We start from the raw sequence: 21273 nt of genomic DNA on the forward strand, positions 1-21273 counted from the left end.
GGTTGATGACCGGACGTCGACCTGACAGGGGTATTCCCTTTATCGCACGAAGCCATGCAGCCGCATATGACACGGTGTGGAGAAGTCCCGGTGGACGCGCGATGACTCCCGTGCGTACGCGATGGCTCCCCTATATAGGGGAGCCATCGGCAACACGCGGGCGGGCGGGGCGTTCAGGCCCCGTAGCGGCGGTGGCGGGCGGCGTAGTCGCGCAGCGCCCGGAGGAAGTCGACCTTGCGGAAGGCCGGCCAGAAGACCTCGCAGAAGTAGTACTCCGAATGGGCGCTCTGCCAGAGCATGAAGCCCGAGAGCCGCTGCTCGCCGCTCGTCCGGATCACCAGGTCGGGATCGGGCTGGCCCCGGGTGTAGAGGTGCTCGGAGATCAGGTCGGTCGAGACGACCTCGGCCAGCTCCTCGAAGCTCGTGCCCTTCTCCGAGTGCTCCAGGAGCAGGGAGCGCACCGCGTCCGCGATCTCCTGACGGCCGCCGTAGCCGACCGCGACATTGACGATTATCCCTCCCCTGTCGGACGTCGACTCCTGGGCCTCCTTGAGCACCGTCTGCGTCTCCGCCGGGAGCAGGTCGAGCGTGCCGACGTGGTGGACGCGCCAGCGCCCGTCCGCGGCGAGGTTGCGCACGGTGTTCTCGATGATGCCGAGCAGCGGCCTCAGCTCGTGCTCGGGCCGGTCGAAGTTGTCCGTGGACAGCATCCAGAGGGTGACGACCTCGACATCGGTCTCGCTGCACCAGCCGAGCAGCTCGGAGATCTTGTCCGCACCGGCCTGGTGGCCCTGCACGGCCGATCCGCCGGACGCCTTGGCCCACCGCCGGTTGCCGTCGAGGATGACCCCGATGTGCTTCGGCACCTGGTCGTGGTCCAGGCGGCCCCCCACCCGGCGCGCGTAAAGCCTGTACACCAGGTCGCGGAAGTTCACTGTGTTCACCCTCTCGGTTCCGTACGGGCCCCGGGGCCCGCCCTCCCCGTCGCCGGGGGTCCGGGGGCCGTCCCCCGCAGGGGATCGCTGCACGGCCTGCACCGCCCGCACGATCCCTCGGCGGTCCGCGCCTCTACCACCGGCACGGGCCACGCGGGCCTTCGCCGCGCCGCACATCGGCATTCCCCGAAGCGGCCACATTACTGCGATCGGGTCACCGGGGCCCAACCCGGTCTGTCACAAGTCCGTGATAAGGAGAGAAACGTGACTGATTACCTCTCCCCCGACCTGTACTACCGCGCCGCCGGTTCGCGTTACGACTCCATGGAGTACCGCCGGACCGGGCGCAGCGGCCTCAAGCTGCCCGCCCTCTCGCTGGGCCTGTGGCACAACTTCGGCGACGACCGGGCGCTGGACTCGCAGCGTGCGATCCTGCGCCGCGCCTTCGATCTCGGCGTCACGCATTTTGACCTGGCCAACAACTACGGACCGCCGCCCGGCTCGGCCGAGCTGAACTTCGGCAAGCTCTTCGCCCAGGACTTCGCCCCCTACCGGGACGAACTGGTCATTTCCACCAAGGCCGGCTATCTGATGCACCCGGGCCCGTACGGCGAGTGGGGCTCCCGGAAGTACCTGCTGTCCTCGCTCGACGCCTCACTGAAGCGGATGGGCCTCGACCACGTCGACGTCTTCTACTCGCACCGCTTCGACCCGGACACCCCGCTGGAGGAGACGATGGGCGCCCTGGCGTCCGCCGTCCGGCAGGGCAAGGCGCTGTACGTGGGCGTCTCCTCCTACACCGCGGAGCAGACCGCCGAGGCGGCCGCGCTGCTCAAGGACATGGGTGTGCCGGCGCTGATCCACCAGCCGTCCTACTCCATGATCAACCGCTGGATCGAGGACGACGGACTGCTCGACACCCTGGAGACGGCCGGAATGGGCTGCATCTCCTTCGTGCCGCTCGCGCAGGGCCTGCTCACGAACAAGTACCTGAAGGGCATCCCGGAGGGCTCGCGCGCCACCCAGGGCAAGTCCCTCGACCCGGGCCTGCTCTCCGACGAGGTGGTCCGCCGGCTCAACGGGCTCAACGACATCGCGCAGAGCCGCGGTCAGTCGCTCGCCCAGCTGGCCATCGCGTGGGTCCTGCGCGACAGCCGGATGACCTCGGCCCTGATCGGCGCCTCCAGCGTGAAGCAGCTGGAGGAGAACGTGGCGGCCCTCGCGGGTCCGGCGCTGACCGCCGAGGAGCTGAAGGAGATCGACGCGTTCGCCGTGGACACGGCGGGCACCAACATCTGGGCCGGTCGCAGCTGACGTCGGGTCAACGGGGCTTCCGCACACGGAAAAACGCGGGGGCCCCGGGGCCGCACGGCAGCGCCTGTGCCGGCCCGTAAAAAAACGGGCCGGTCCGTGGGGGGGGATACGGACCGGCCCGAGGGGGGGTTTCCACCATAACCCTTCGTAAGCGATGTCGCGTGCATTGCCGCTCCATAACTACTCTCCGAATATGCCGGACTCCCCTGCGAGCACGGCTCACGCCCCCTGAGCGCCCTCCGAGCGCCCTGCGAGCAGGGCTTCCGCACCCGATGGCGACCCGGGGTCGCCCCGGTATCGGCTCCGGTATCGACCCCGGTATCGAGGGGTCGCCGCACGGCGTCGCCTTGACGCCGCCGGGGCGCGGTAGCGGGACAGCGGACAGGAACTGACCGCTGGGGGCTCTAGGTTCGGGGCATGACGACACCATCCCGTGCGACCGCGACCGTGACCTGGCCCGGGGCGAACGCCCGGAGGCTGGCCCGCCAGCACCTCCACCCGGACGCCGCCGCCGCGTCGCCCCTCGCTGCCCCCGGCGATGCGGTGGCCGCGATGCTCGGCGCGCACGCCCAGGTGCTGTCGGCGGCCGAGCTCTCCGTGGGGCTGCGCGGTGACGGACTGACCCGTACGGACGTCCGTACGGCGCTGTGGACCGACCGCACCCTGGTCAAGACGTTCGGGCCGCGCGGCACGGTCCACCTGCTGCCCGCCGCGGACCTGCCCCTGTGGACCGGGGCCCTGTCCGCCGTGCCGACGGGCCCGAACCCCTTTCCCAAAGACGCCCGGATGACCCCGGACCAGGTGGAGGCGGTCGTCGCGGCGGTCGGAGAGGCGCTGACCGGGACGGAGCTCACGATCGACGAGCTCTCCGATGAGGTCGTCGCGCGGACCGGACCGTGGGCCGGGGACCTGGTGATGCCCGGATTCCAGGCGATGTGGCCGCGCTGGCGTCAGGTCCTGCACCTGGCGGGCCACCGGGGCGCCCTCGCCTACGCCCCGAACCGGGGCCGGAAGGCCACGTACACCAACCCCGGATGCACCCCACGGCCCGGCCCCGGGGCGTTGACGGCCCTGGTCGAGCGGTACCTGTACGCGTACGGGCCGGCCACCCCCCTGCACTTCGCCCGGTGGCTCGCCGCGCCGAAGCGCTGGGCGGCCGAGCAGTTCGCCGCGCTGGCCGCGGCGGGGGCGATCGAGGAGGTGGCGTTCGCGGACGACGGTCCGGCGTGGGTGGTCGCGGGTGACACGGACTTCCCGGACACGCCGGTGCGGGGCGTGCGGCTGCTCCCGTACTTCGACGCGTTCACCATCGCCTCGGGGCCCCGTGAGCGGCTGTTCCCCGGGGCGGCGTACGAGCGGGCCCTCGCGGGCGGACAGGCGGGGAACTTCCCCGTGCTGCTGGTGGACGGCACGGTGGCCGGCGTCTGGCACCAGCGCCGCTCGGGCCGCCGGATCACGGTGACGGTGGAACCGCTGGAGCCCCTGCCCGCACCCCGGCTGCGGGCCCTGGAGGAAGAGGTGGAGCGGGTCGCCGCGATCATGGAGGGCACGGCGGAACTGACGGTCGGCCCGGTGACGGTGGGCCCGCACGCGTAGGGCGGGGCGTCTGCGTACGGGGTTGGGCTCGCGTGTACGGGGTCGGGCTCGCGCGTACGGGGCGGGGGCATGGCACGTACGGGGCGGAGCGTCTGCGTACGGGTGAGGGGCAGGGACGTACGTACGGACGCGGCGAGCCGAGGGCGGTTCAGGGGCCGGGGCGGGGGTCGAAGCGGACCGCCATCGTGTCTCCGGCGACCACCACGAAGTCCCCTTCCTCGCACCGGATGACGGCCTGGAGCACCTCCCCGTCCGCGTCCCTGAGTTCCTGGGTGCCCACGACCGTCCACGCTCCCCCGTACGGCACCGGCGGCAGGAGGGCGGGCGGGGAGTGCTGCCACCGGCTCGCCGGGACGCACCAGTCGGGCAGCCGTGGCCAGGTGCCCGGGGTGACGCGCAGCGTCCGGTCGGAGGCACAGGTCAGCAGGACGGACTGGCCCTCGGACAGGACGAACTCGACGGCTTCCGGCTCGGCGGCCCGGCCCTCGGGCAGGTAGTAGACCCCGAGGACGGCGGTGAGCCTGGCCCCCCTGAGCCACTCCGCGTTGCCGTGCCGCGCGCGCCCGGCGGGCCCCGCGCAGTCTTCGCTCTCCACGGTCATGAGCGCTCCCCCTCCTTCACGGTGCGTGCCTCCCGAAGAGTAGGACGGCCGCCCGCACGATCCCGTTGCATCCGGGACGAAGCTGAACTGGCGTACGGGACATATGGGTTGACCATCGAGACGGTGCCCGGCCGCCGTCACCGGGGCTTGCGGGCCTCGATCAGGAAGCGGGCGGTGCGGGCGGGGAACGGCCCTTGGGCCTCGATCTGCCGGTGCAGCGCGGCCAGTTGGGGCCGGTACTGCTCGACGGTGAATCCGGGCACCATCCAGATCACCTTGCGCAGGAAGTAGACCACCGCACCGATGTCGCGGAACTCGGTGCGCAGGGTCTCCGAGCGCAGGTCCACCACCTCGAGTCCGGCCGCCGTCGCGGCGGCCCGCGCGTCCTCGGGATGCCGGCCCCGGCGGACCTCGGGCGGCTGCGGGCCGAGGAAGTACTCCACGAGCTCGAAGACGCTGGCCGGGCCGACCTGCTGGGAGAAGTACGTACCGCCGGGGGTCAGGACGCGCGCGATCTCCGCCCACCACGTGGTGACCGGATGACGGCTGACCACGAGGTCGAAGGCCGCGTCGCCGAAGGGCAGCGGCGGTTCGTCCTCGTCGGCGACGACGACCGCGCCGAGCGGGTGCAGCAGGGCGGTGGCGCGGGCGATGTTCGGCGGCCAGGCCTCCGTGGCCACGGTGACCGGCGGGAGCTTCGGCGCGGCGGCCAGCACCTCGCCGCCCCCGGTCTGCAGGTCGAGCGCGGCGTGCGCCCGGCCGAGCCGGTCGGCCATCGCACGGGCGTACCCCCAGGAGGGGCGCTCCTCGGTGGCCCGGCCGTCGAGCCAGGAGAAGTCCCAGCCGTCCACGGAGACGGCGTCGGCCTCGGCGACGAGCGCCTCGAACCGGTCACGGGAGGCCGCGGAGTCGAAGGGGAGGGGGGCGGGAGCGGATGGATCGGGCATACGGGAATCGTGTCAGGCGGGCCCGGGGCACGCGACCGGATTCCGGGCGGGCGGGCGCACGCGGGGCCGGGGCGCACGCGGGGGCCGGGCGCACGCGTCGGCCGGGGCGCACCCGCACGCGGGCCCCTCCTCACACGGCCAGGGCCCCCAGCAGCAGACCGGTCAGCGCCCCGGCGATCATGAACGGGCCGAACGGGATGCCGGTCCTGCGCCCCGCCCTGCGCAGGAGCACCAGGCCGAGTCCGTACGCCGCCCCGAACAGGAACCCGGCGAACCCGCCCACGAACAGCACGGTCCAGCCGTACCAGCCGAGGGCCACGCCCAGGGCGAGGGCGAGCTTCACATCGCCGAAGCCCATGCCGTTCGGGTTGATCAGGAAGAGCAGGAAGTAGAAGCCGCCGAGGACCAGCCCGCCCAGCACCCCGGAAGTCCAGGATCCGGCGTGCCCGGGAAGCAGCGCGGCCCCGCCGAGCAGCAGGACGGCCGCGGCCGCCAGGGGCAGGGTCAGCGGGTCGGGCAGCCGGTGGACGCGCCGGTCGATGACGGCGAGGAGCACGGCGACGGGGGCCAGGGCCAGCCACCCGATGAGCTCGGGCCTGCCCCCGGTGGCGGCGGCGAGCGCGACGCAGGCGGCCACCGTGATCAGGGGGGCGAGGACGCCGGGGGCGTAGGCGGGAGTTCCGGGGGCGGGAGTACCGGCGGCGGACGGGTCCGGGGCGGGGGTTCCGGCCTGGGACGAGTCCGGGGCAGGGGCTCCGGCGGCGGACGGGTCCGGGGCGGAAGCTCCGGCGGCGGACGGGTCCGGCACGGGAGCTCCGGACGGGCCGATGGCAGACGGGTCCGGCGCGAGAGCTCCGGCCGCGAACGGGTCCGGCACAGGGGTTCCAGCCGCCGTGTCCGCCCCGGGTGCGGCGAGCGTTGTCGGGGCGGCGCAGGGCGCGCAGCGGGCCGGGCCCAGCCAGCCGCGGGCCGGGCCGGTGAGCGGATGGCCGGCGGGGCACGCCGTGCGCCAGGGCTCCTCCGGCTCTACGGCGAACCGGTAGGCGGCACGCGGGATCAGCAGTCCGGTGACGGCACCCCAGACCGCGGCGAGGGCGAGCAGCGCGGCGTCCACGGGACGACCCTAATGGGCGGCGGGAACAGGGGTCTTGGGCCCGGGGGCCCAAGCACGGCCGGATCGGCCCCGGGCACGTCCGCCGGAGGCTACGGTCGGTGCCCATGAGGACATGGCGCGATGGCGACGGCACGCTCACGGTCGGCGCGGACCCCAGGGCCCCGAAGGTGCCGCTGCGGATAGCGGCCTCCTACCGGGCCCGTACCAAGGGGCTGCTCGGGCGGGACGGGATCGAGGGGGCGCTGATGCTCACCCCGTGCGGGAGCGTGCACACCTTCCGGATGCGGTTCCCGATCGATGTGGCGTACCTGGACCGGAAGTTCACCGTGCTGGCCGTCCGCACGATGAAGCCCGGCCGCCTGGGGCTGCCCCGGCTGCGGTCCCGGCACGTGGTGGAGGCGGAGGCCGGGGCGATGGAGCGGTGGGGGGTGCGGCCGGGCGTACGGGTGGAGCTGACGGCGACGCCCCCCGCCTCCGGAACGCAGGGGGCGCAAGGGACGCAGGTGGCGTAGGGGCTGTCCCGCGACGGGACGCGACGCCGCTACGGAGGGCCCGCGCCCAGCAGGGTCCAGGCCCCGTATCCGGCGGACGCGCAGGCCAGCACGGCGAGGGCGGCGGCCGTGCGTCCCGTGGTGCGCAGCCGCAGCAGGGCGACGGCGGGCGGGAGCAGCAGCGGGAACGCGGGCATCATCAGGCGCGGCCGGGAGCCGAAGTATCCCGCGCCAATCAGCGAGATGACGACGATCGTGAGGGCGTAGACGAGCACCGGGAGCGGCTGCCGCTGCCGTACGCAGAGCACCACCAGCCATCCGAGCAGCCCGAGCGCCGTGCACAGGCCGAGGGCGGCGGGCCACGGGAGCCCGGCGATGAAGGCGGCGAGCGCGCGTCCGCCGTCGATGTTGTTGCCCCACTGCGCCTGGACGTCGAAGTAGGCGAACGGGCTGCCTTCGCGCACGGCCACGAACACCACGTAGGCCAGCCAGCCCAGCGGTGCGAGCGCGACGCCCGCGATCATCCGGGCGTTGCGGCGCAGGACCGGCCCGGCGCGACGCTCGGCGCGGTACTCGCGTACGAGGGTGACGGCGGCGGTGATCGCCAGGGCCGCGATGAGCGCCGCCGCCGAGGGCCGGGTGAGCCCCGCCAGGACGGACAGCGCGCCCGCGACGATCCAGCGGCCCTTGAGGACGGCGTACAGCGCCCAGGCGGCGAGTGCGGTGAACAGGGTCTCCGTGTACGCCATCGACTGGACGAACGCCGTCGGGTACGCCCCCCACAGTGCGGCCAGCACCACCCCCGTACGCCGTCCGCGCAGATGGGAGCCGACGGCGAAGACGCCCCAGGCGGCGAGCAGCCCGGCCGTCCAGGCGACCAGCAGGCCGGCCCCGCCGAGGGTGAGCGGGGTCACTTCAAGGATGCCGCGTTCCAGGGCCGGGAGCAGTGGGAAGAACGCCAGGTCGGAGTGGACGGAGCCGTCCGGGAGGGTGACGGTGTGGCGGTAGCCGTTCTCGGCGATGCGCTGGTACCAGACGGAGTCCCAGCGTCCGCTGAGCGGCCCCAGGGGGTCCTTCCCGGCGGCGGACGCGGCTGCCCAGAAGACCAGGAGCCCCAAGGCCCGCACGGCGGCGTAGACCGCGAGCGCGGGCGCGGCGGCCCGGAGCGCGACGACGGCCCGGGGCCCGGGGACGCGGGGGCCCGGGGCTGGCCCTGCGGGCGTCCGGGTGCGGAACTGGTGATCGGACATACGGCCGATTATGACGTCGGCGGCGGCCTCTCCCCGCCATGGGGAGCCGGGCCGCCCCCGGCGGGCCGGGGCGGGCGGGCGGCCCGGCTCAGACGCCGAGCACCTCGTTCCCGAACATCTTCCACGGCGACATCTCCACCGCGTCCATGACCGCGAGCTGCGGATGCCGGGCCGCCGTCTCGTCCCGTACGGCGACGGTGTCCGGCCAGGCGTCGAGTGGCGCGGCGCCCTCGATGACGACGCCGTCCCAGTCGGTGGCGGCCGTCGCGCCGCTCCGGTCGACGACGAAGCCGATGCACAGCACGGAGGCCCGTCCGACGGTCCGCCGGATGGCGCTCACCGCGTGCTCCCGCTCCGGCTCGGGCAGCTCCCCGACGGAGAACTCGACGGCGACGACGCCGGACCGGGCCCGCCGGATGCGCACCAGGAGGTCGAGGCCCCCGTCCGTCCACAACCGGAAGCCGACCTCGCGCAGCCGCTGAAGACCGGCGATGGACAGCAACTGCTCGCGGGTGACGGGTGAACGGGCCCCCAGGGAGCCGGAGTCGAGGCTGACGAGCACCGTGCGGCCGGTCACCGGGTGCGCCGGGCGGAGCCCTTCGGCCTCCAGGTCGCCCAGCAGTGTCCGGGCGTCCAGCCGGGTCCACCCCAGGTGGTACGAGTAGAAGAATCCGGCATCCATCGACGCCCCACCCCCATCGCTCTTCATCGCGGTGTCGTGGTCGGCGACCTCCGGCACTTCCGAGCGTACTGAGCGGCGGCCGGAGCTGCGTGGGCCCACGGGCCCACGGACGGCCCAAACCGGTCCGGCCCGAAGCGGAACGGCCGGAAGCGGAACGGCCGCCGCGCTCGGGACAACATGTTTTCCGCCTCCGGCAGTTGGGCCCGGCTTTGGGGCCGGGGGCCCGGGTCGGGGCAGCTTTCCGGCCGTACGCTCCCAGCCATCGGGCAACACGCGCGGGGTCGAGGAGAGGTGCACCGTGAGCGGTGACGGGGGCTGGGGAGACGGGAGCGCGGGCCGCATACCGCCGGGGCGCCACGGCATCGCGGGGTCCGGCGCCGCGCGACGCGGCCAACAGGGCGGCCGGTTCTTCGCGTTGACCCGCAGCTGGGTGACGGGCGCGCTCGTCTATCTCGCCGCCGGGTTCGTCACGAGCCGGGTGCTGGTCGAACTGCTGGGCACCGAGACGCGGTTGGAGACCTTCGGCTGGCGGCTCACCCTGATCCACCTGCCCGGTCTCCTCGTGACGCTCCTGACCGTCCTGGCCGCCGCCCGGATCCTTCCCGACGAGTTCCGCGAGTCCTCCCGGACCCTGTACCTGCTCGCCACCCTGGCCGTACCGCTTGCCGGACTGCTGTACGGCTTCGCCGTCGCCGGGGACGTCGTGGGGATCGAGGGCGTTCTCATGCCCGGCGTGTCGCTGGCGGCCGGCGCGGCGTCGGGGGTGGCCGTCGACCGGCTGCTGGAGGAGCGCGCCACCCGGCCCCCGCCCCCGCCGCAGTACGCGTACAACTGGCGGGACGGCGGTGCGACGGCGACGGAGTACCTGGGCGTCGTCGTCCTCGTCGTCATGCTGATCGGCGCGATGGCGATGGCCGGCGTCGGCGGGAGGATCGGGGAGCGCCTGCGGTGTGCGATCAGCTCGCTCGCCGGCAGCGGCGGTTCCTGCTCCACCGGCGGCCAGGACCCCGAGGCGAAGCCGAAGACGGACGCGGACTACGAGCCCAAGATGTGCCAGATCTCCAGCATCTCGGACACGGCGGGCGGCAAGGTCAAGATCGGCTGGTTCGAGTGGGGCGAGGAGTACGGCTTCCAGCAGAAGGTCTCCCGAGCCGGCACGGACGTGAACGGCGACGGCAAGGTCGACGCCGACGACAAGGTCGTCTCCATGACGTTCACCGACGCCGCCTCCGCCGGGGTCACCGCGAGCACCCCGGGCGTGAAGCTCGGGAGCCTCGGCAAGGCAGACGTCGACATCGGCGGCGGCATCAAGATCACCAACGGTGACACCTGGATCTTCGCGAGCGAGGAGGAGGCGCAGAAGATGCGGGACGACATCGAGGAAATGAAGATGTGGGAGACCTCCACCAAGCACAGCGGCGGCTACGGCGGCGGCTGGTACTCCGCGATGAAGTGGGCGGAGAAGAAGGAGGACATCGAGAAGAAGATCGGCGACAAGAAGATCTCCTACTCGACCGTCGGTCTCAACGCCTACGCGGACGGCGGACTCTCCGTCAAGGGCGGCGACGAGGACGAACTCGGCGCCAAACTGGGCGGCAAGGCGAAGTTCTCGCCCGAGGTGACGATCACCAGGGACGACGTGAACGGCAACGAGTCGTCCACGTACACCGCCAAGCTCGAACTGGAGGGCAAGGCCGGCGGAAACGTGGGGCCCATCAAGGGCACAGTGGGCGCCAAGCAGAACCGCACCGGCGCCATCACCGTCACCCGCGACCAGAAGACCGGGAAGATCGTCCGCATCGACATGACGCAGACCGTGGAGAGCGGCTCGACGTCCGGCAAGGTCGAGGTCGGCGGCGACAACGGCGAGAGCGGCCAGGACAAACGCGGCGGCAAGGGCAGCGCCTCCGACTCCTCGGGGGAGACCGGCATCGACGTGGTGACGAACTCGATCGTCTTCGGCAAGGACACGGACGCGGCCACCGAGGCGAACCGGTCCGTCGCCGAACAGTGGCTGGACGGCTCGGGCAACAACACCGCCCCGTTCGAGTACCTCTTCGGCGACCGGGGCATGGAGTCCCGCCCGGAGGGCAACGACCCCTTCCAGCAGCTGATGTTCGAGGACGGGCTGTCCAGCAGCCTGCGGTACAGCGGCGAGAGCGACGCCCAGGAGTTCGGCTTCGAGCTCTCGCTCGGCATGAGCCTCGGATTCTCCCTCTCCACGGAGGAGAAGAAGGAGACGCTGGCGGACGCGCGGTTCCTCGGGGCCCCGCAGGGCGACCGGCGCACGTATCTTCCGTACAGCTACTGCGCGAACTGACGAGGCGGAGAGGCGAAGAGGCGGTGACACGAGCGATGGGTGCCAGGACACGGAAGACCCCGGAGCCGGGGAGGTTCCGGGGACGCGTGACGGCCACCACGGCGGCCGCCACGGCAGCGGCCGTCATGGGAGCGGCCCTCCTGCTGACCGGCTGCGGCGGCGAGAAGGACACGGCGTCCGTGCCCGAGGGCTGGGGCACGCTGGACACCGGCAGCCTGCGCGTCGGCTATCCGAAGAGCGAGGGGTACGCGGAACAGCCGGCGGCTGAGCGCGCCAAGGCCAACGCGGCCGTCGCGCTCAAGGAGGAGGACGGCATCAGGACCGGCATGGTCTCGGTCCAGCTGGACTTCGCCACCGGCGTGAGCGACGCGGCCGGGGCGGCGGCCGCGGCGGGCGCCGGCATCGGCCTGGGATCCACCCGCAAGGCCACGGAGGACGTACGCCTCGCGGGCCCGGACAGCGCGGGCGAGGCCCGCGAAGCCCGCCGGATCGACTACGACTTCACGGCGGACGGCAAGGAGGACACCCCGAACGTGGGGACCCCGATGACCGGGGTCCTGGTCGCGGGCGTGGACTCGAAGGGCGTTCCGTTCGTGGTGCGCCTGAACGGGGTGAAGGACGCGGTCGACGCGAAGGACCTGGACGCGTTCGTGGGGTCGATCACCGTGAAGTAGGAGATGCGACAAGGGCCTTGCGGTGTCGTGCGGCCGCCCGGCAGCTGCCCGGTGGGGCAGACGCCTGCCGGAAAAAGGGAGACCGCCGCGGGCGAAGTGGTGGCTACGTGCGATGTGCGCGGTCGGCCGGAGCTTCTGCGGCGTCGAGCGCATCCGACGTGCGGTGCTTCTTCCCGAGCAGGGCGCCGACGAGGACAGCGCCGAGTACGAGGAGGGCCGCAGCGACGGTGAGCGCGAGCGAGAAGCCTTCCGTCGCGGCCCGCAGGGGGCCCTCCCGTCCGGTCAGTGCCTCGCTGCGGCGCGAGGCCAGAGCGACCAGCACCGCCACCCCCACGGCGCCGCCGACCTGCTGAACGGAGCTCAGGACGGCCGAGCCGAGTCCGGCGTTCTCCTCGGTGGTGCCCGTGAGCGCGGCGACCGTCAGGGCGGGCAGACCCAGTCCGCATCCGAGGCTCGTGACGAGCATGCCGGGCAGCACTCCGAAGGCGTAGCCGTCGCTCGGCGCCACACCGGACAGCAGCAGCAGTCCGGCCGCGCTGATCAGGAAGGACAGGACGAGGGCCGGGCGCACGCCGAACCTGGCCACCGCCCGGGAGGAGAGCCACATGCCCGCGAGGATGCCCGCGCCATAGGGCAGGTAGGCGACGCCGGCGGTGAGCGGGCGGTAGCCCAGCACCGTCTGCAGGTGCACCATCAGCAGGAAGGCCATCGCGTACATGGCGGCGGAGAACAGCAGGGTCGTCCCGTTGGCGACGGCGCGGACGCGGAAGGACAGGAACGACAACGGCACCAGCGGCTCGGCGGTCCGTGACTCGACGGCGACGAAGACGACGGCCAGAAGCACGGCCAGAACCAGGGACCCGACAGCAGCGGTGTCGCCGCCGCCCGACTCCCCGGTCCGGAGCAGTCCGTAGACCAGGGCCACCAGGGCACCGGTGCCCAGTACCGCACCGGGTACGTCGAGGCGCACCGCGCGCCCGGCCCGGCTCTCGGGGACCAGCCGCGGGAGCAGCACGACAGCCGCAAGGGCCACCGGCAGGTTGATCAGGAAGATCCAGCGCCAGGACGCCAGGCCGGTCAGCGCACCGGAGATCACCAGGCCCATCGTGCCGCCCAGACCCGCGATACCGCCCCAGATACCGAATGCCTTGGCGCGCTCCTCCGTACCGGGGAAGAGCAGCGCGATCAGTGCCAGCGCGGCCGGGCTGGCCATCGCCGCGCCCGCGCCCTGGACGAACCGTCCGGCCACGAGCTGCCAGGGCTCCTGTGCGAGCCCGCAGACCAGGCTCGCCGCACCGAACAGCGCCACACCGGTCAGGAAGACCCGCCTGCGGCCGAGCAGGTCGGCCATGCGGCCGAACAGCAGCAACAGCCCGCCGAAGGCGAGGAAGTAGGCGTTGACGACCCAGGCCAGGCCCGCGGCGCCGAAGCCGAGATCCTCCCGCATGCTGGGGAGCGCCACGCTCACCACGTTGTCGTCCAGGACGAGCATGAACTGGACGAAGCACAGCACGACCAGGGCCGGCCGGCGGCGCCCAGGGACGCCGGCCGTGACGGTGGTCGGCGCCGCTGTCACGCCGAACGCCCTGTGCTCGTGAACGGCCCCGGTGAACTGCGGTAGCGCCCATGGCGCGGTGCGTGATCGATCGGCATGCCATGACGCTATGCACCGGCCGCGCTGACCGCGATGCGCTACCAGGCCACGTCGTATCGCGCTGAGGCCATAGGCTGGGGCCATGACCAAGGCCTTTGTGGGGGCCGTCCCGCCCGGGGTGGGCGCGATCGTCGTCGGGAGCTTTCCGATGGCGTACGGGCAGTGGTTCATTCCGCACAGCCACCCCCAGCACCAGTTGGCCTGGGCGCGGCGCGGTGTGCTCGGCGTCGCCGTCGACGACGCCTACTGGGTCCTGCCCCCGACACGGGCACTGTGGCTGCCCGCGGGGGTGGTCCACCGGACCGGTGCGACCCGCGAGGCGGTGCTGTGCAGCCTCTACTTCGAACCGGACCGATGCGACCTGGACTGGGCGGACCCCACGCCGGTCGGCGTCGACGGGCTGCTCGCCCACCTCATCGGCTACCTCAGCCGCGAAAGCCTCGACGACGGCCCGCGGCTACGGGCCGAGGCGGTCGTCCTGGATCTGCTGCGCCCCTTGCCGGCCACCCCCATCGATGTCCCGCACCCCACCGACGATCGCGTGCGCGCTGTGGCCGACGCGCTGCTCGCCGATCCGGCAGACTCACGGAGCCTCGAGGCGCACGCACGGGCCATCGGGGTGAGCCGCCGTACCCTGACCCGGCTGTTCGTCCAGGACACCGGCATGCACTTCGACCGCTGGCGCACCCAAGTGCGGTTGCGTGCCGCGCTTCCCCTGCTCGCCGAGGGCCAACCCGTCTCCCGGGTCGCGCACACCGTGGGTTACGCGACACCGAGCGCCTTCCTCGCGGCGTTCCGGCGAACCGTCGGCACGTCACCGGGGCGCTACCTGAACGGCAACGCTCCGTTCGAGGCAGCTGTCACGAGCGCCCCCGAGGCCTGACCACCGCGGCGCTCGCACCCAGAAGGCCGTCCGGCGATTCCGGCGGCGCCTGGTCTTCCCCGTGCTCGGGGGCGCCGGCGGAGCTCATCCGCCGGTGCCTGTCCTTCCCCGTGTTCGCGGCGCCGGCGGAGTTCATCCGCGTACGCGGTCAGCCCGTGCCGCCGCCCCGGTGGAGGGCTTCCAGAGCGGCCAGTTCGCCGTCGGACAGCCGCAGGGCTCCGGCGGCCACATTGGCGGTCAGGTGGTCCGGGTTGCCGGTGCCGGGGATGGCGAGCACATGGGGTCCGCGGTGCAGCGTCCAGGCGAGCCGGACCTGTGCCGTACTGACACCGTGGGCGCGGGCGACACCGAGCAGCGCGTCGCCGTCCGCGTCCGGGGACGCGCCCGCCTCGCGCCCGGCGCCCGCGATGGAGTAGAAGGGCACGAAGGCGATTCCCTGCTCGCCGCAGGCCCGCAGGAACGCGTCCTGGTCCGGCGGGGATCCGAGCCCGTACTTGTTCTGCACGCAGACCACCGGTGCGATGGCACGGGCTTCGGCGAGCTGCGCGGGCCCGACGTTGGAGAGCCCGAGATGACGGATCAGCCCGGCCTCGCGCAGTTCGGCCAGCGCACCGAAGCGCTCGGCGATCGAACCGTCGCCCACGATCCGCAGGTTCACCACGTCGAGGTGGTCGCGGCCGAGCTGGCGGAGGTTCTCCTCGACCTGCCCGCGCAGCTGCCCCGGCGTGGCATGGGTCTGCCACTCGCCGGCCGGGTCGCGCCCCGGCCCGACCTTGGTGGTGATGACCAGGTCGTCGGGGTAGGGGGCGAGCGCGCTGTTGATCAGCTCGTTGGCGGAGCGGAGCCGCGAGAAGTAGAACGCGGCGGTGTCGAGGTGGTTCACGCCGAGCTCGCGGGCGCGGCGCAGCACCTGGATCGCCCGGTCCCGGTCACCCGGCACGGCGTCGACGTCGAACGCCTCGCCCTGCTGCGGCAGCCGCATCGTCCCGAACCCGATCCGGTTGACGACGAGGTCGCCGAGGGTCCAGGTGCCCGATGCGGCCGCGGTGATCGTCTCTGATGTCATTCCGGGATGATCTCCGGGCGCATGGGGTCCTGGCAACGTTTCGCCTGCTCCTGCGCCTACCGCCTACCGGCTACGGCTGCATGCGGCGCGGCACTCGTCACCGCTCAAGGCCCACCGCTCACCGCTCACCGGGTGCGCCCGGCTGCGCCGCCCGGAAGCCGCCGAGCCGCTGCTCGAGCAGTTCGGCCAGCCGCAGCGGGGTGCGGTCCTCGAACATCGGACCGATGAGCTGCACTCCCACCGGCAGCCCCTCGGGGGACCGGCCCGCCGGTACGGCGGTGGAGGGCAGACCGGGCATGGTGGCCAGACCGGCCCAGACGAGCTGGTCGAAGTACGGGTGCCCGACGCCGTCGATGTCGACACGGCGTCCCAGCAGATCCGGGTCGTGGTCGTGCGGGAACGCGGGGGTGGGCGTGATGGGGCAGACCACGGCGTCGAACTCGGCGAAGAGCTGCCGCCAGCCGTGTCGATGGACCTCGCGGCGGGTGTTCGCGGCGATCCAGTCGAGGTGACTGAACACCATGCCGCGCAGCCGCGCCGCCTGGAGGCTCCGGTCGTCGGCGCTCAGCCCGGCAGCCTGGGCCCGCAGTCGCTCGTACGCCTCGACGGGAAAGCGTGCGACGGAGCTCGAGAACAGCAACTGCGTGTAGAGCGTGGCGGCTTCGGCTAGCTCGGGCAGCAGCGGACTGTGCCGCCGGACATGGGCGCCGCCCTCGACCAGGGCGTCGGCCACCCGGCCCACGCCCGCCCGCACGGCGGACCCGGTCGGTATGAGCGGATGGTCGTCGAGGACCAGGACCCGGAAGTCGCCGAGTCGCTCGTGGCGCGCGGGCGGCAGTGTCACGGTGTGCGCCACCCCCAAGGTGAGCGGGTCGGGCCCGGCCATGACATCGAGGAGGAGCGTGAGGTCACGGGCGCTGCGTGCCATCGGACCGACGACGGCGAGGTCGGGGGCGAAGGGCAGCGCAGGCGTGCCGGGCGGGACCATGCCGCGGTCCGCCACAAGCCCGAGGGTCGGCTTGTGGGCGTAGACGCCGCAGAAGTGTGCGGGGGTGCGCAGCGAACCGGCGATGTCGGAGCCGATGGAGAGCGCGCCGAACCCGGACGCCAGGGCCGCCGCCGATCCGCCGGACGACCCACCCGACGTACGCCCGTGATCCCAGGGGTTGTTGGTGGTGCCGTACAGCTCGTTGAAGCTCTGGAGGTCCTGCAGCCCCAGGGGCACATTGGTCTTGCCGAGCACCACCGCACCCGCGGCCCGCAGCCGGGACACCTGCACCGCGTCCTCGGCGGGCAGGTGGTTCCGGTGCTGCGGCATGCCCCAGGTCGTGGGCAGCCCGGCGACGTCGTAGGACTCCTTCACCGTCACCGGGACGCCGAGCAAGGGGCGGTCCTCGCCCCGGGCACGCGCCTGGTCGGCAGCGCGGGCGGCGGATCGGGCACGGTCGAAGTCCGGCACGCAGAGGGAGTTGATGGCCGGGTCGTCCCGCTCGATGCGGGTGATCGCGTCGTCGGTCAGTTCTGCCGAGGTCACTTCACCGGTGCGCAGGGCGGTCGTGAGTTCTTCTGCCGTAAGGAAATTCCACGTCATGAATGCGAACGTATGCGGCTGGTTCGGAGGGCAGGAAATGCCGACGCCCGCAACGGAATCGCCTCTCCTTCTCAGGACGTCTGTCGCGCGCCGACGCCATCGGTCAGCGGGCAGCTGAGGGGGAGGACACGTTCGGTCAGCCGGCCGGTGAGGAGGGTGTCGGTGACGGCCGTCTCCGTCAGCCAGTCCGCCGCGGTGAACTGGTCCACGAGCTCCGGCAGGTCGCCGGGGTCGATGGCGCACCAGGAGGAGAGGGCCTCCAGGTCGATGCCTTGGCCCTGGGGCCCCAGTCCTCCGTCGGGGCCGATGCCGGTGGCCAGGGCCAGGGCGAGCAACCGGGCCTCGGCCGCGGTCCTGGCCTTGCGGAGCTTCTTCTCGCCGACGACTCTCTGGGCCCATCCGCTGAGCTTGGGGCGCATCTTCCTGCCGAACGTGAACGGGCCCGGGTCGCTCTCGTCGGGCGTCAGGGACGGCACGCTGATCCGGGTGGGGCACTCCGGGCGGGAGGCGATCAGTTCGTCGACGGTCCCGGCGATACTCAGCCAGCCGCACTCCACCAGCTGCCCCACCAGGTGCTCGGGATCCCGCAGGGGCAGCCCCTTCAGGTCCTGCCCGACGAGGTTGCCGACCCCGGACTGCGCGGTGCGCAGCGTCAGCATCACCACCAGGAGGCGTGCATCCGGGCCCGGCAGGGGTGCGTGGTCGGCGACGTGGGCGAGGACGGCCCGTGCGTGGTTCCACTGCGCGGCCGCGGTCAGCAGCCGTGCCACGGCCGGCCCGTCACCGTCCGGAGCCTGGCCGCTGCGGTGCAGATGCTGGAGGCGGGCGGTGGCGGCGGCCTGTTCGGCTCGCTGGGCGTCGAGCCGCAGTCCCGTGTCGCCGGTGACGTCGGCCCAACTGGCAAAGGCCTTCGCCTTGCGGGCGTGGAGGTCGGCGAGCATCGCGAGGTCGGGTTCGGCGCGCTGCTGGTAGGCGCGGAAGAGCTCACCGAGTTCGGTGAGCTCGTCCCGCAGCGCGACGGGCCACAGATCGTGCGGGACGAAGCGCTGCGCGATCCTCCCTCGCGGGGCACGCTGCCGCGACGGCCTTGCGGGCCGGGGAACCGGCACCCGGTCCGGGGAGCCGGTCGCGGATTCGGTGTGCGAGAAGTGCGGCCCGACGGCCGACACGGACGGCGCGGGGGCGGCGGCCCCGGCACCGGCCCGGAGGGTGTCGGCCGGAACCGGCCTGTCGGGACCCGGGGCGGAGGCGACGACCTTCGCGGTGGGATGGGCGGCAGCACAGCGCGAGCAGCACTCCATGACACGCCACCAGCGCCCCTCCCGGTCCGTGACGACCGCCAGGACGACCGCGCCCCCGCACCGCCAGGGTGCCGCGGGACGTTCACGCGGCCCGGCGGGGCGGATGTGGGAGTGGCACTCCTCGGCCCGGCAGGCGCAGTACGCCGAGGGACGGGGGGCGGGACCCGCGCGCAGGTGGGCCCTGAGATGCGCGACCGCCGCCGCGCGACCGGCGGCCGCGGAGGGCAGCACCTGCGCGGCGCAGGCGGGGCGGCTGCACGAGACGCGCACGTCCGCACGGCCGCGGCCGACGGGGTCCAGCCGCACGGTCCATGTGCGCCCCGTCACCCGCTCGTTCGTCGCGTGGGCCTCCACACCCATCACTGCCTCCTCCACGCCCCACCTGATGCAGCCGACCGGTCCGGCTTCCGGCCCACAACACAAACGACGGTCGGCCGTTCGGGTGACGGGCTCGGAGAGCATGTGGCCGGATTGCTGTCATGGCGGGGGCGGCCGGGGTGATCCGCCCAGAAGAGACTTCAGTGCTCGCAGAGGGAGAATTCCCGTTCGTAGAGCTGCTCGTTGTGCTCGTCGACGAAGAACTTGCGTTCCTGCATGAGCTGTTCGCGATACTGCCTGGCCTGTTCAAGCGTCATGGTCGAGGTCCCGGACCACGGTTGTTGCGGTGGCACATCCGATGTCGAGACGATCTTTTCCGACGGGTCGACCAGGAAGAACACCAGAATCTTGCGACATCCCGGGCGGGTGGGATCCGTGAGCCGGAACGAGTCGACGCGATGCTGCAGGATGTTCGGGAACGCCAGGCAGCGGCCCGCCGGGGTCGACGCCGACCCCAGTGTCTGGTTCAGTGCGTCCTCGTCCTCCAGGCCGTAGACCTCCCGCAGACCGTTGTCGTCGTTCTGCTCGTAGCGCGGGTCGTCGAGTGCCGCCCGGAAGCTCAGCCGGCTTTCGGTGATGTTCTCGCCCTCCCAGTAGTAGATGCCGGTCGAGACGATCCGCTCGTTCAGCATCCCCTCGACATGCCAGGAACCACCGGGGTACTCGGGCTTGTCCGGGGTGAGGTGAATCGTGGCGAGCTTGACGATGACCTGGAGGCTGCGGCAGCGCAGGTCGACTCGGGCGGACTCCTCGGGCGGCGCGGGCGGGGTGAAGGCCGGGGCGTCCGGGATGACCGGACTTCGGGTGTCCCACCAGTCGTCCTGGGCCGCCTCCCACGCGCTGAGAGCTTCCGCGTAGGCCTCGTCATCACTGAAGGAGGATTCGTCCGGACATTCCGGCTCGGAGTCGTACCACCCGAAAGGATCGGCCTCGATCCGCAGGGGCCGCGGATGGCGCAGATCGGTGAGTACGTTCTCCAGGAGGGGGCGGAAGCGTGCGAACAAGTCCGGCAGGACGGAGGCCAGTTGGCGATGGGCCTCGGGGTGGACGTTGTTGACGTACGAACGGAAGGTGGCGTCACCTTCGGCGCTGACGTCGACGTCCGTCGGCAGCCACTGGAATTTCTCCGAGAACTCGTATCTCGCGTAGCGGTCCGTCGGGTTCCGCCAGGCCCTCTCGGGTGCGCCGCTCGCCTCCCGCACCAGACAGAAGAGTGAGGGATGGACCAGATTCAGCACCTGGCCGTCGGACCCCGGATGCCAGTCCTGATCGGCTTCCGGGACCTGCTCCAGAACCTGGACCGCCTCGCGGAGCCGGGACCTGAGCTCGTCGTCGACCAGGGTGTCCGACTGCCACACCCCGTCGACGGCGGACACCTCGATACCGGTTCGTCCGTCCCGCAGCGCGGCGTAATGCGTGAGTTCCGCGAGAACGTACCGCACCTGCGCCTCGGTGAGGCCTTGGGCGACCGCTTCTCGCGTCCACCGGGCGACGATGTCGGCCTCGCCTATCTTGTCGAACCATCCCGGCTTCGCCCGGATGTGTGAGCTGCACTGCATCATCTGTAGTTCCCGCAGCGTTCGGGGTGTCGCGAACGAAAGGGAACGGGAAACCCGAAAGGGCAGCGGGAAAGCGGACAGGCCGGTCAATTCTCTTGGTCCTCACGGTCGGCGTGTGGTGGCGGGAACGATACGTCAGCAGACTGACACTCCCGCGAACTCACCCGCCTCCACCGCGCACCGCGCCTCGCCCGGCACGACCGCACCCGCCACCGCTCGGCGAGCGATGACGGGTGCGGGGGGAGGGAGGGGGAGGAGCAGTCAGGATCCCTCTCCGCGCGGGAAGGAGACCTCCACGCGGCGGTTCTTCTTCCGGCCCTCTTCGTTGCTGTTGCTGGCGATCGGGTACTGCTCGCCGTAGCCCCGGATCTCGTACGTGATCGTGGGGCCGAGCTCCTTGGACAGGACCCCGTGCACGGCGTCGGCCCGCTGCTTGGAGAGGACGTCTCCGTGGGCCGAGGAACCGAGGTTGTCGGTGAAGCCGAACACGCGGATCTTGGTCGCGTTCTGCTTCTTGACCTCCTCGGCGATGGCGGCGATACGAGCGTTGGCCGCCGAGCTGAGCTTCGCGCTGTCCTTGCCGAACAGGACTTCGGCCTGGAGCGCGAACTTGATGTCGGCGTTGCTGTCCTCGCGGCGTTCCTCGCCGCCCTGGTCCTCGACCACTTGGACGATGTCCAGGACCTTGCCGGGGGCGAGGGTCCCGCCCTCGGGCATCTTCAGATCAGGATCGCTCGAGTCGATGGGAACAGGCGCTTCGGATGTCGCTTCCGTACCCGGTGGAACGCTGGGTCCGTCATCGGCGTAGGAGACCGAAACGCCCAGGACCGCGCTGCTCACCACAAGCGCGGCAACAGCCACCGCACGGCCGGCGCTACGCGTGGGCTTGACCCGTCGGGTGATCTTCATGTCCGCAC

General features: G+C 72.3%; 18 protein-coding genes. 6 read left to right on the forward strand and 12 right to left on the reverse strand.

Annotated features, from left to right (window positions below; genetic code table 11):
- Positions 1-173: 173 nt before the first annotated feature.
- Positions 174-935 (reverse strand): isoprenyl transferase, encoded by a 762-nt coding sequence (locus ACH4UK_RS10620; RefSeq protein WP_398355726.1) that lies wholly within the window; start codon positions 933-935, stop codon positions 174-176.
- A 264-nt stretch (positions 936-1199) separates the two neighbouring features.
- On the opposite strand from ACH4UK_RS10620, the gene mgrA reads away from it, so the two are divergent.
- Both mgrA and ACH4UK_RS10630 read left to right on the forward strand, forming a co-directional pair.
- Complete coding sequence (gene mgrA, locus ACH4UK_RS10625; protein ID WP_398355639.1) at positions 1200-2249, forward strand: L-glyceraldehyde 3-phosphate reductase; 1050 nt, start codon at positions 1200-1202, stop codon at positions 2247-2249.
- 417 nt (positions 2250-2666) lie between these two features.
- Positions 2667-3845 carry a winged helix DNA-binding domain-containing protein gene (locus ACH4UK_RS10630; RefSeq protein WP_398355640.1) on the forward strand — a complete coding sequence of 393 codons (1179 nt, stop codon included), beginning with the start codon at positions 2667-2669 and terminating at the stop codon, positions 3843-3845.
- Between the two features lie 148 nt (positions 3846-3993).
- Here ACH4UK_RS10630 and ACH4UK_RS10635 read toward each other — a convergent pair whose 3' ends face one another.
- The 3 genes from ACH4UK_RS10635 to ACH4UK_RS10645 form a co-directional block, all read right to left on the reverse strand.
- Complete coding sequence (locus tag ACH4UK_RS10635) at positions 3994-4446, reverse strand: hypothetical protein (protein ID WP_398355641.1); 453 nt, start codon at positions 4444-4446, stop codon at positions 3994-3996.
- Between the two features lie 137 nt (positions 4447-4583).
- Complete coding sequence (locus ACH4UK_RS10640; protein ID WP_398355642.1) at positions 4584-5393, reverse strand: class I SAM-dependent methyltransferase; 810 nt, start codon at positions 5391-5393, stop codon at positions 4584-4586.
- Positions 5394-5523: 130 nt separating this feature from the next.
- Positions 5524-6507 (reverse strand): prepilin peptidase, encoded by a 984-nt coding sequence (locus ACH4UK_RS10645; RefSeq protein ID WP_398355643.1) that lies wholly within the window; start codon positions 6505-6507, stop codon positions 5524-5526.
- A gap of 104 nt (positions 6508-6611) precedes the next feature.
- Between ACH4UK_RS10645 and ACH4UK_RS10650 the strand changes: the two genes are divergently transcribed.
- Positions 6612-7019 (forward strand): DUF192 domain-containing protein, encoded by a 408-nt coding sequence (locus ACH4UK_RS10650; protein ID WP_398355644.1) that lies wholly within the window; start codon positions 6612-6614, stop codon positions 7017-7019.
- 29 nt (positions 7020-7048) lie between these two features.
- On the opposite strand, the gene ACH4UK_RS10655 is transcribed toward ACH4UK_RS10650, so the two are convergent.
- Together ACH4UK_RS10655 and ACH4UK_RS10660 are read right to left on the reverse strand one after the other, a co-directional pair.
- A complete protein-coding gene (locus tag ACH4UK_RS10655) occupies positions 7049-8248 on the reverse strand; it encodes a hypothetical protein (protein WP_398355645.1) in 1200 nt (399 codons plus the stop codon).
- Positions 8249-8336: 88 nt separating this feature from the next.
- Positions 8337-8930 carry a hypothetical protein gene (locus tag ACH4UK_RS10660; RefSeq protein WP_398355727.1) on the reverse strand — a complete coding sequence of 198 codons (594 nt, stop codon included), beginning with the start codon at positions 8928-8930 and terminating at the stop codon, positions 8337-8339.
- Positions 8931-9228: 298 nt separating this feature from the next.
- Here ACH4UK_RS10660 and ACH4UK_RS10665 point away from each other — a divergent pair, with 298 nt between their 5' ends.
- Both ACH4UK_RS10665 and ACH4UK_RS10670 read left to right on the forward strand, forming a co-directional pair.
- Positions 9229-11250: a hypothetical protein gene (locus ACH4UK_RS10665; RefSeq protein WP_398355646.1), complete on the forward strand. Its 2022-nt coding sequence runs from the start codon at positions 9229-9231 to the stop codon at positions 11248-11250.
- 125 nt (positions 11251-11375) lie between these two features.
- A complete protein-coding gene (locus ACH4UK_RS10670) occupies positions 11376-11924 on the forward strand; it encodes a hypothetical protein (RefSeq protein WP_398355728.1) in 549 nt (182 codons plus the stop codon).
- A 103-nt stretch (positions 11925-12027) separates the two neighbouring features.
- Here ACH4UK_RS10670 and ACH4UK_RS10675 read toward each other — a convergent pair whose 3' ends face one another.
- Positions 12028-13500 (reverse strand): MFS transporter, encoded by a 1473-nt coding sequence (locus tag ACH4UK_RS10675; protein WP_398355647.1) that lies wholly within the window; start codon positions 13498-13500, stop codon positions 12028-12030.
- Positions 13501-13660: 160 nt separating this feature from the next.
- On the opposite strand from ACH4UK_RS10675, the gene ACH4UK_RS10680 reads away from it, so the two are divergent.
- Positions 13661-14461: an AraC family transcriptional regulator gene (locus tag ACH4UK_RS10680; RefSeq protein WP_398355648.1), complete on the forward strand. Its 801-nt coding sequence runs from the start codon at positions 13661-13663 to the stop codon at positions 14459-14461.
- A 148-nt stretch (positions 14462-14609) separates the two neighbouring features.
- Here the strand turns inward: ACH4UK_RS10680 and ACH4UK_RS10685 are convergent, their stop codons facing one another.
- The 5 genes from ACH4UK_RS10685 to ACH4UK_RS10705 all read right to left on the reverse strand — a co-directional run bounded on the left by ACH4UK_RS10685 (position 14610) and on the right by ACH4UK_RS10705 (position 21265).
- Positions 14610-15527, reverse strand: a complete 918-nt coding sequence (locus ACH4UK_RS10685; protein ID WP_398355649.1) for an aldo/keto reductase — start codon at positions 15525-15527, stop codon at positions 14610-14612.
- A 118-nt stretch (positions 15528-15645) separates the two neighbouring features.
- On the reverse strand, positions 15646-17118 hold the full coding sequence (locus ACH4UK_RS10690; protein WP_398355650.1) for an amidase: 1473 nt from the start codon (positions 17116-17118) through the stop codon (positions 15646-15648).
- A gap of 71 nt (positions 17119-17189) precedes the next feature.
- Positions 17190-18779, reverse strand: a complete 1590-nt coding sequence (locus ACH4UK_RS10695) for a hypothetical protein (protein WP_398355651.1) — start codon at positions 18777-18779, stop codon at positions 17190-17192.
- Between the two features lie 158 nt (positions 18780-18937).
- Entirely contained in the window at positions 18938-20446 is a 1509-nt protein-coding gene (locus ACH4UK_RS10700) for a DUF4246 domain-containing protein (protein ID WP_398355652.1), read from the reverse strand.
- 171 nt (positions 20447-20617) lie between these two features.
- Entirely contained in the window at positions 20618-21265 is a 648-nt protein-coding gene (locus tag ACH4UK_RS10705) for an OmpA family protein (RefSeq protein WP_398355653.1), read from the reverse strand.
- Positions 21266-21273: the final 8 nt, after the last annotated feature.

It is taken from the genome of Streptomyces sp. NPDC020884, assembly GCF_044333935.1.
Taxonomy (GTDB): Bacteria; Actinomycetota; Actinomycetes; order Streptomycetales; family Streptomycetaceae; genus Streptomyces.

What these genes read in the sequence shown, in the direction of transcription:
- ACH4UK_RS10670 (WP_398355728.1), top strand. Translation starts at nt 11,376, where the DNA reads ATGGGAGCGGCCCTCCTGCTGACCGGCTGCGGCGGCGAGAAGGACACG.
- ACH4UK_RS10635 (WP_398355641.1), bottom strand. Translation starts at nt 4,446, where the DNA reads ATGACCGTGGAGAGCGAAGACTGCGCGGGGCCCGCCGGGCGCGCGCGG.
- ACH4UK_RS10650 (WP_398355644.1), top strand. Translation starts at nt 6,612, where the DNA reads ATGAGGACATGGCGCGATGGCGACGGCACGCTCACGGTCGGCGCGGAC.
- ACH4UK_RS10680 (WP_398355648.1), top strand. Translation starts at nt 13,661, where the DNA reads ATGACCAAGGCCTTTGTGGGGGCCGTCCCGCCCGGGGTGGGCGCGATC.
- ACH4UK_RS10630 (WP_398355640.1), top strand. Translation starts at nt 2,667, where the DNA reads ATGACGACACCATCCCGTGCGACCGCGACCGTGACCTGGCCCGGGGCG.
- ACH4UK_RS10695 (WP_398355651.1), bottom strand. Translation starts at nt 18,779, where the DNA reads ATGGGTGTGGAGGCCCACGCGACGAACGAGCGGGTGACGGGGCGCACA.
- ACH4UK_RS10685 (WP_398355649.1), bottom strand. Translation starts at nt 15,527, where the DNA reads ATGACATCAGAGACGATCACCGCGGCCGCATCGGGCACCTGGACCCTC.
- ACH4UK_RS10660 (WP_398355727.1), bottom strand. Translation starts at nt 8,930, where the DNA reads ATGGATGCCGGATTCTTCTACTCGTACCACCTGGGGTGGACCCGGCTG.
- ACH4UK_RS10690 (WP_398355650.1), bottom strand. Translation starts at nt 17,118, where the DNA reads ATGACGTGGAATTTCCTTACGGCAGAAGAACTCACGACCGCCCTGCGC.
- ACH4UK_RS10705 (WP_398355653.1), bottom strand. Translation starts at nt 21,265, where the DNA reads ATGAAGATCACCCGACGGGTCAAGCCCACGCGTAGCGCCGGCCGTGCG.
- ACH4UK_RS10655 (WP_398355645.1), bottom strand. Translation starts at nt 8,248, where the DNA reads ATGTCCGATCACCAGTTCCGCACCCGGACGCCCGCAGGGCCAGCCCCG.
- ACH4UK_RS10640 (WP_398355642.1), bottom strand. Translation starts at nt 5,393, where the DNA reads ATGCCCGATCCATCCGCTCCCGCCCCCCTCCCCTTCGACTCCGCGGCC.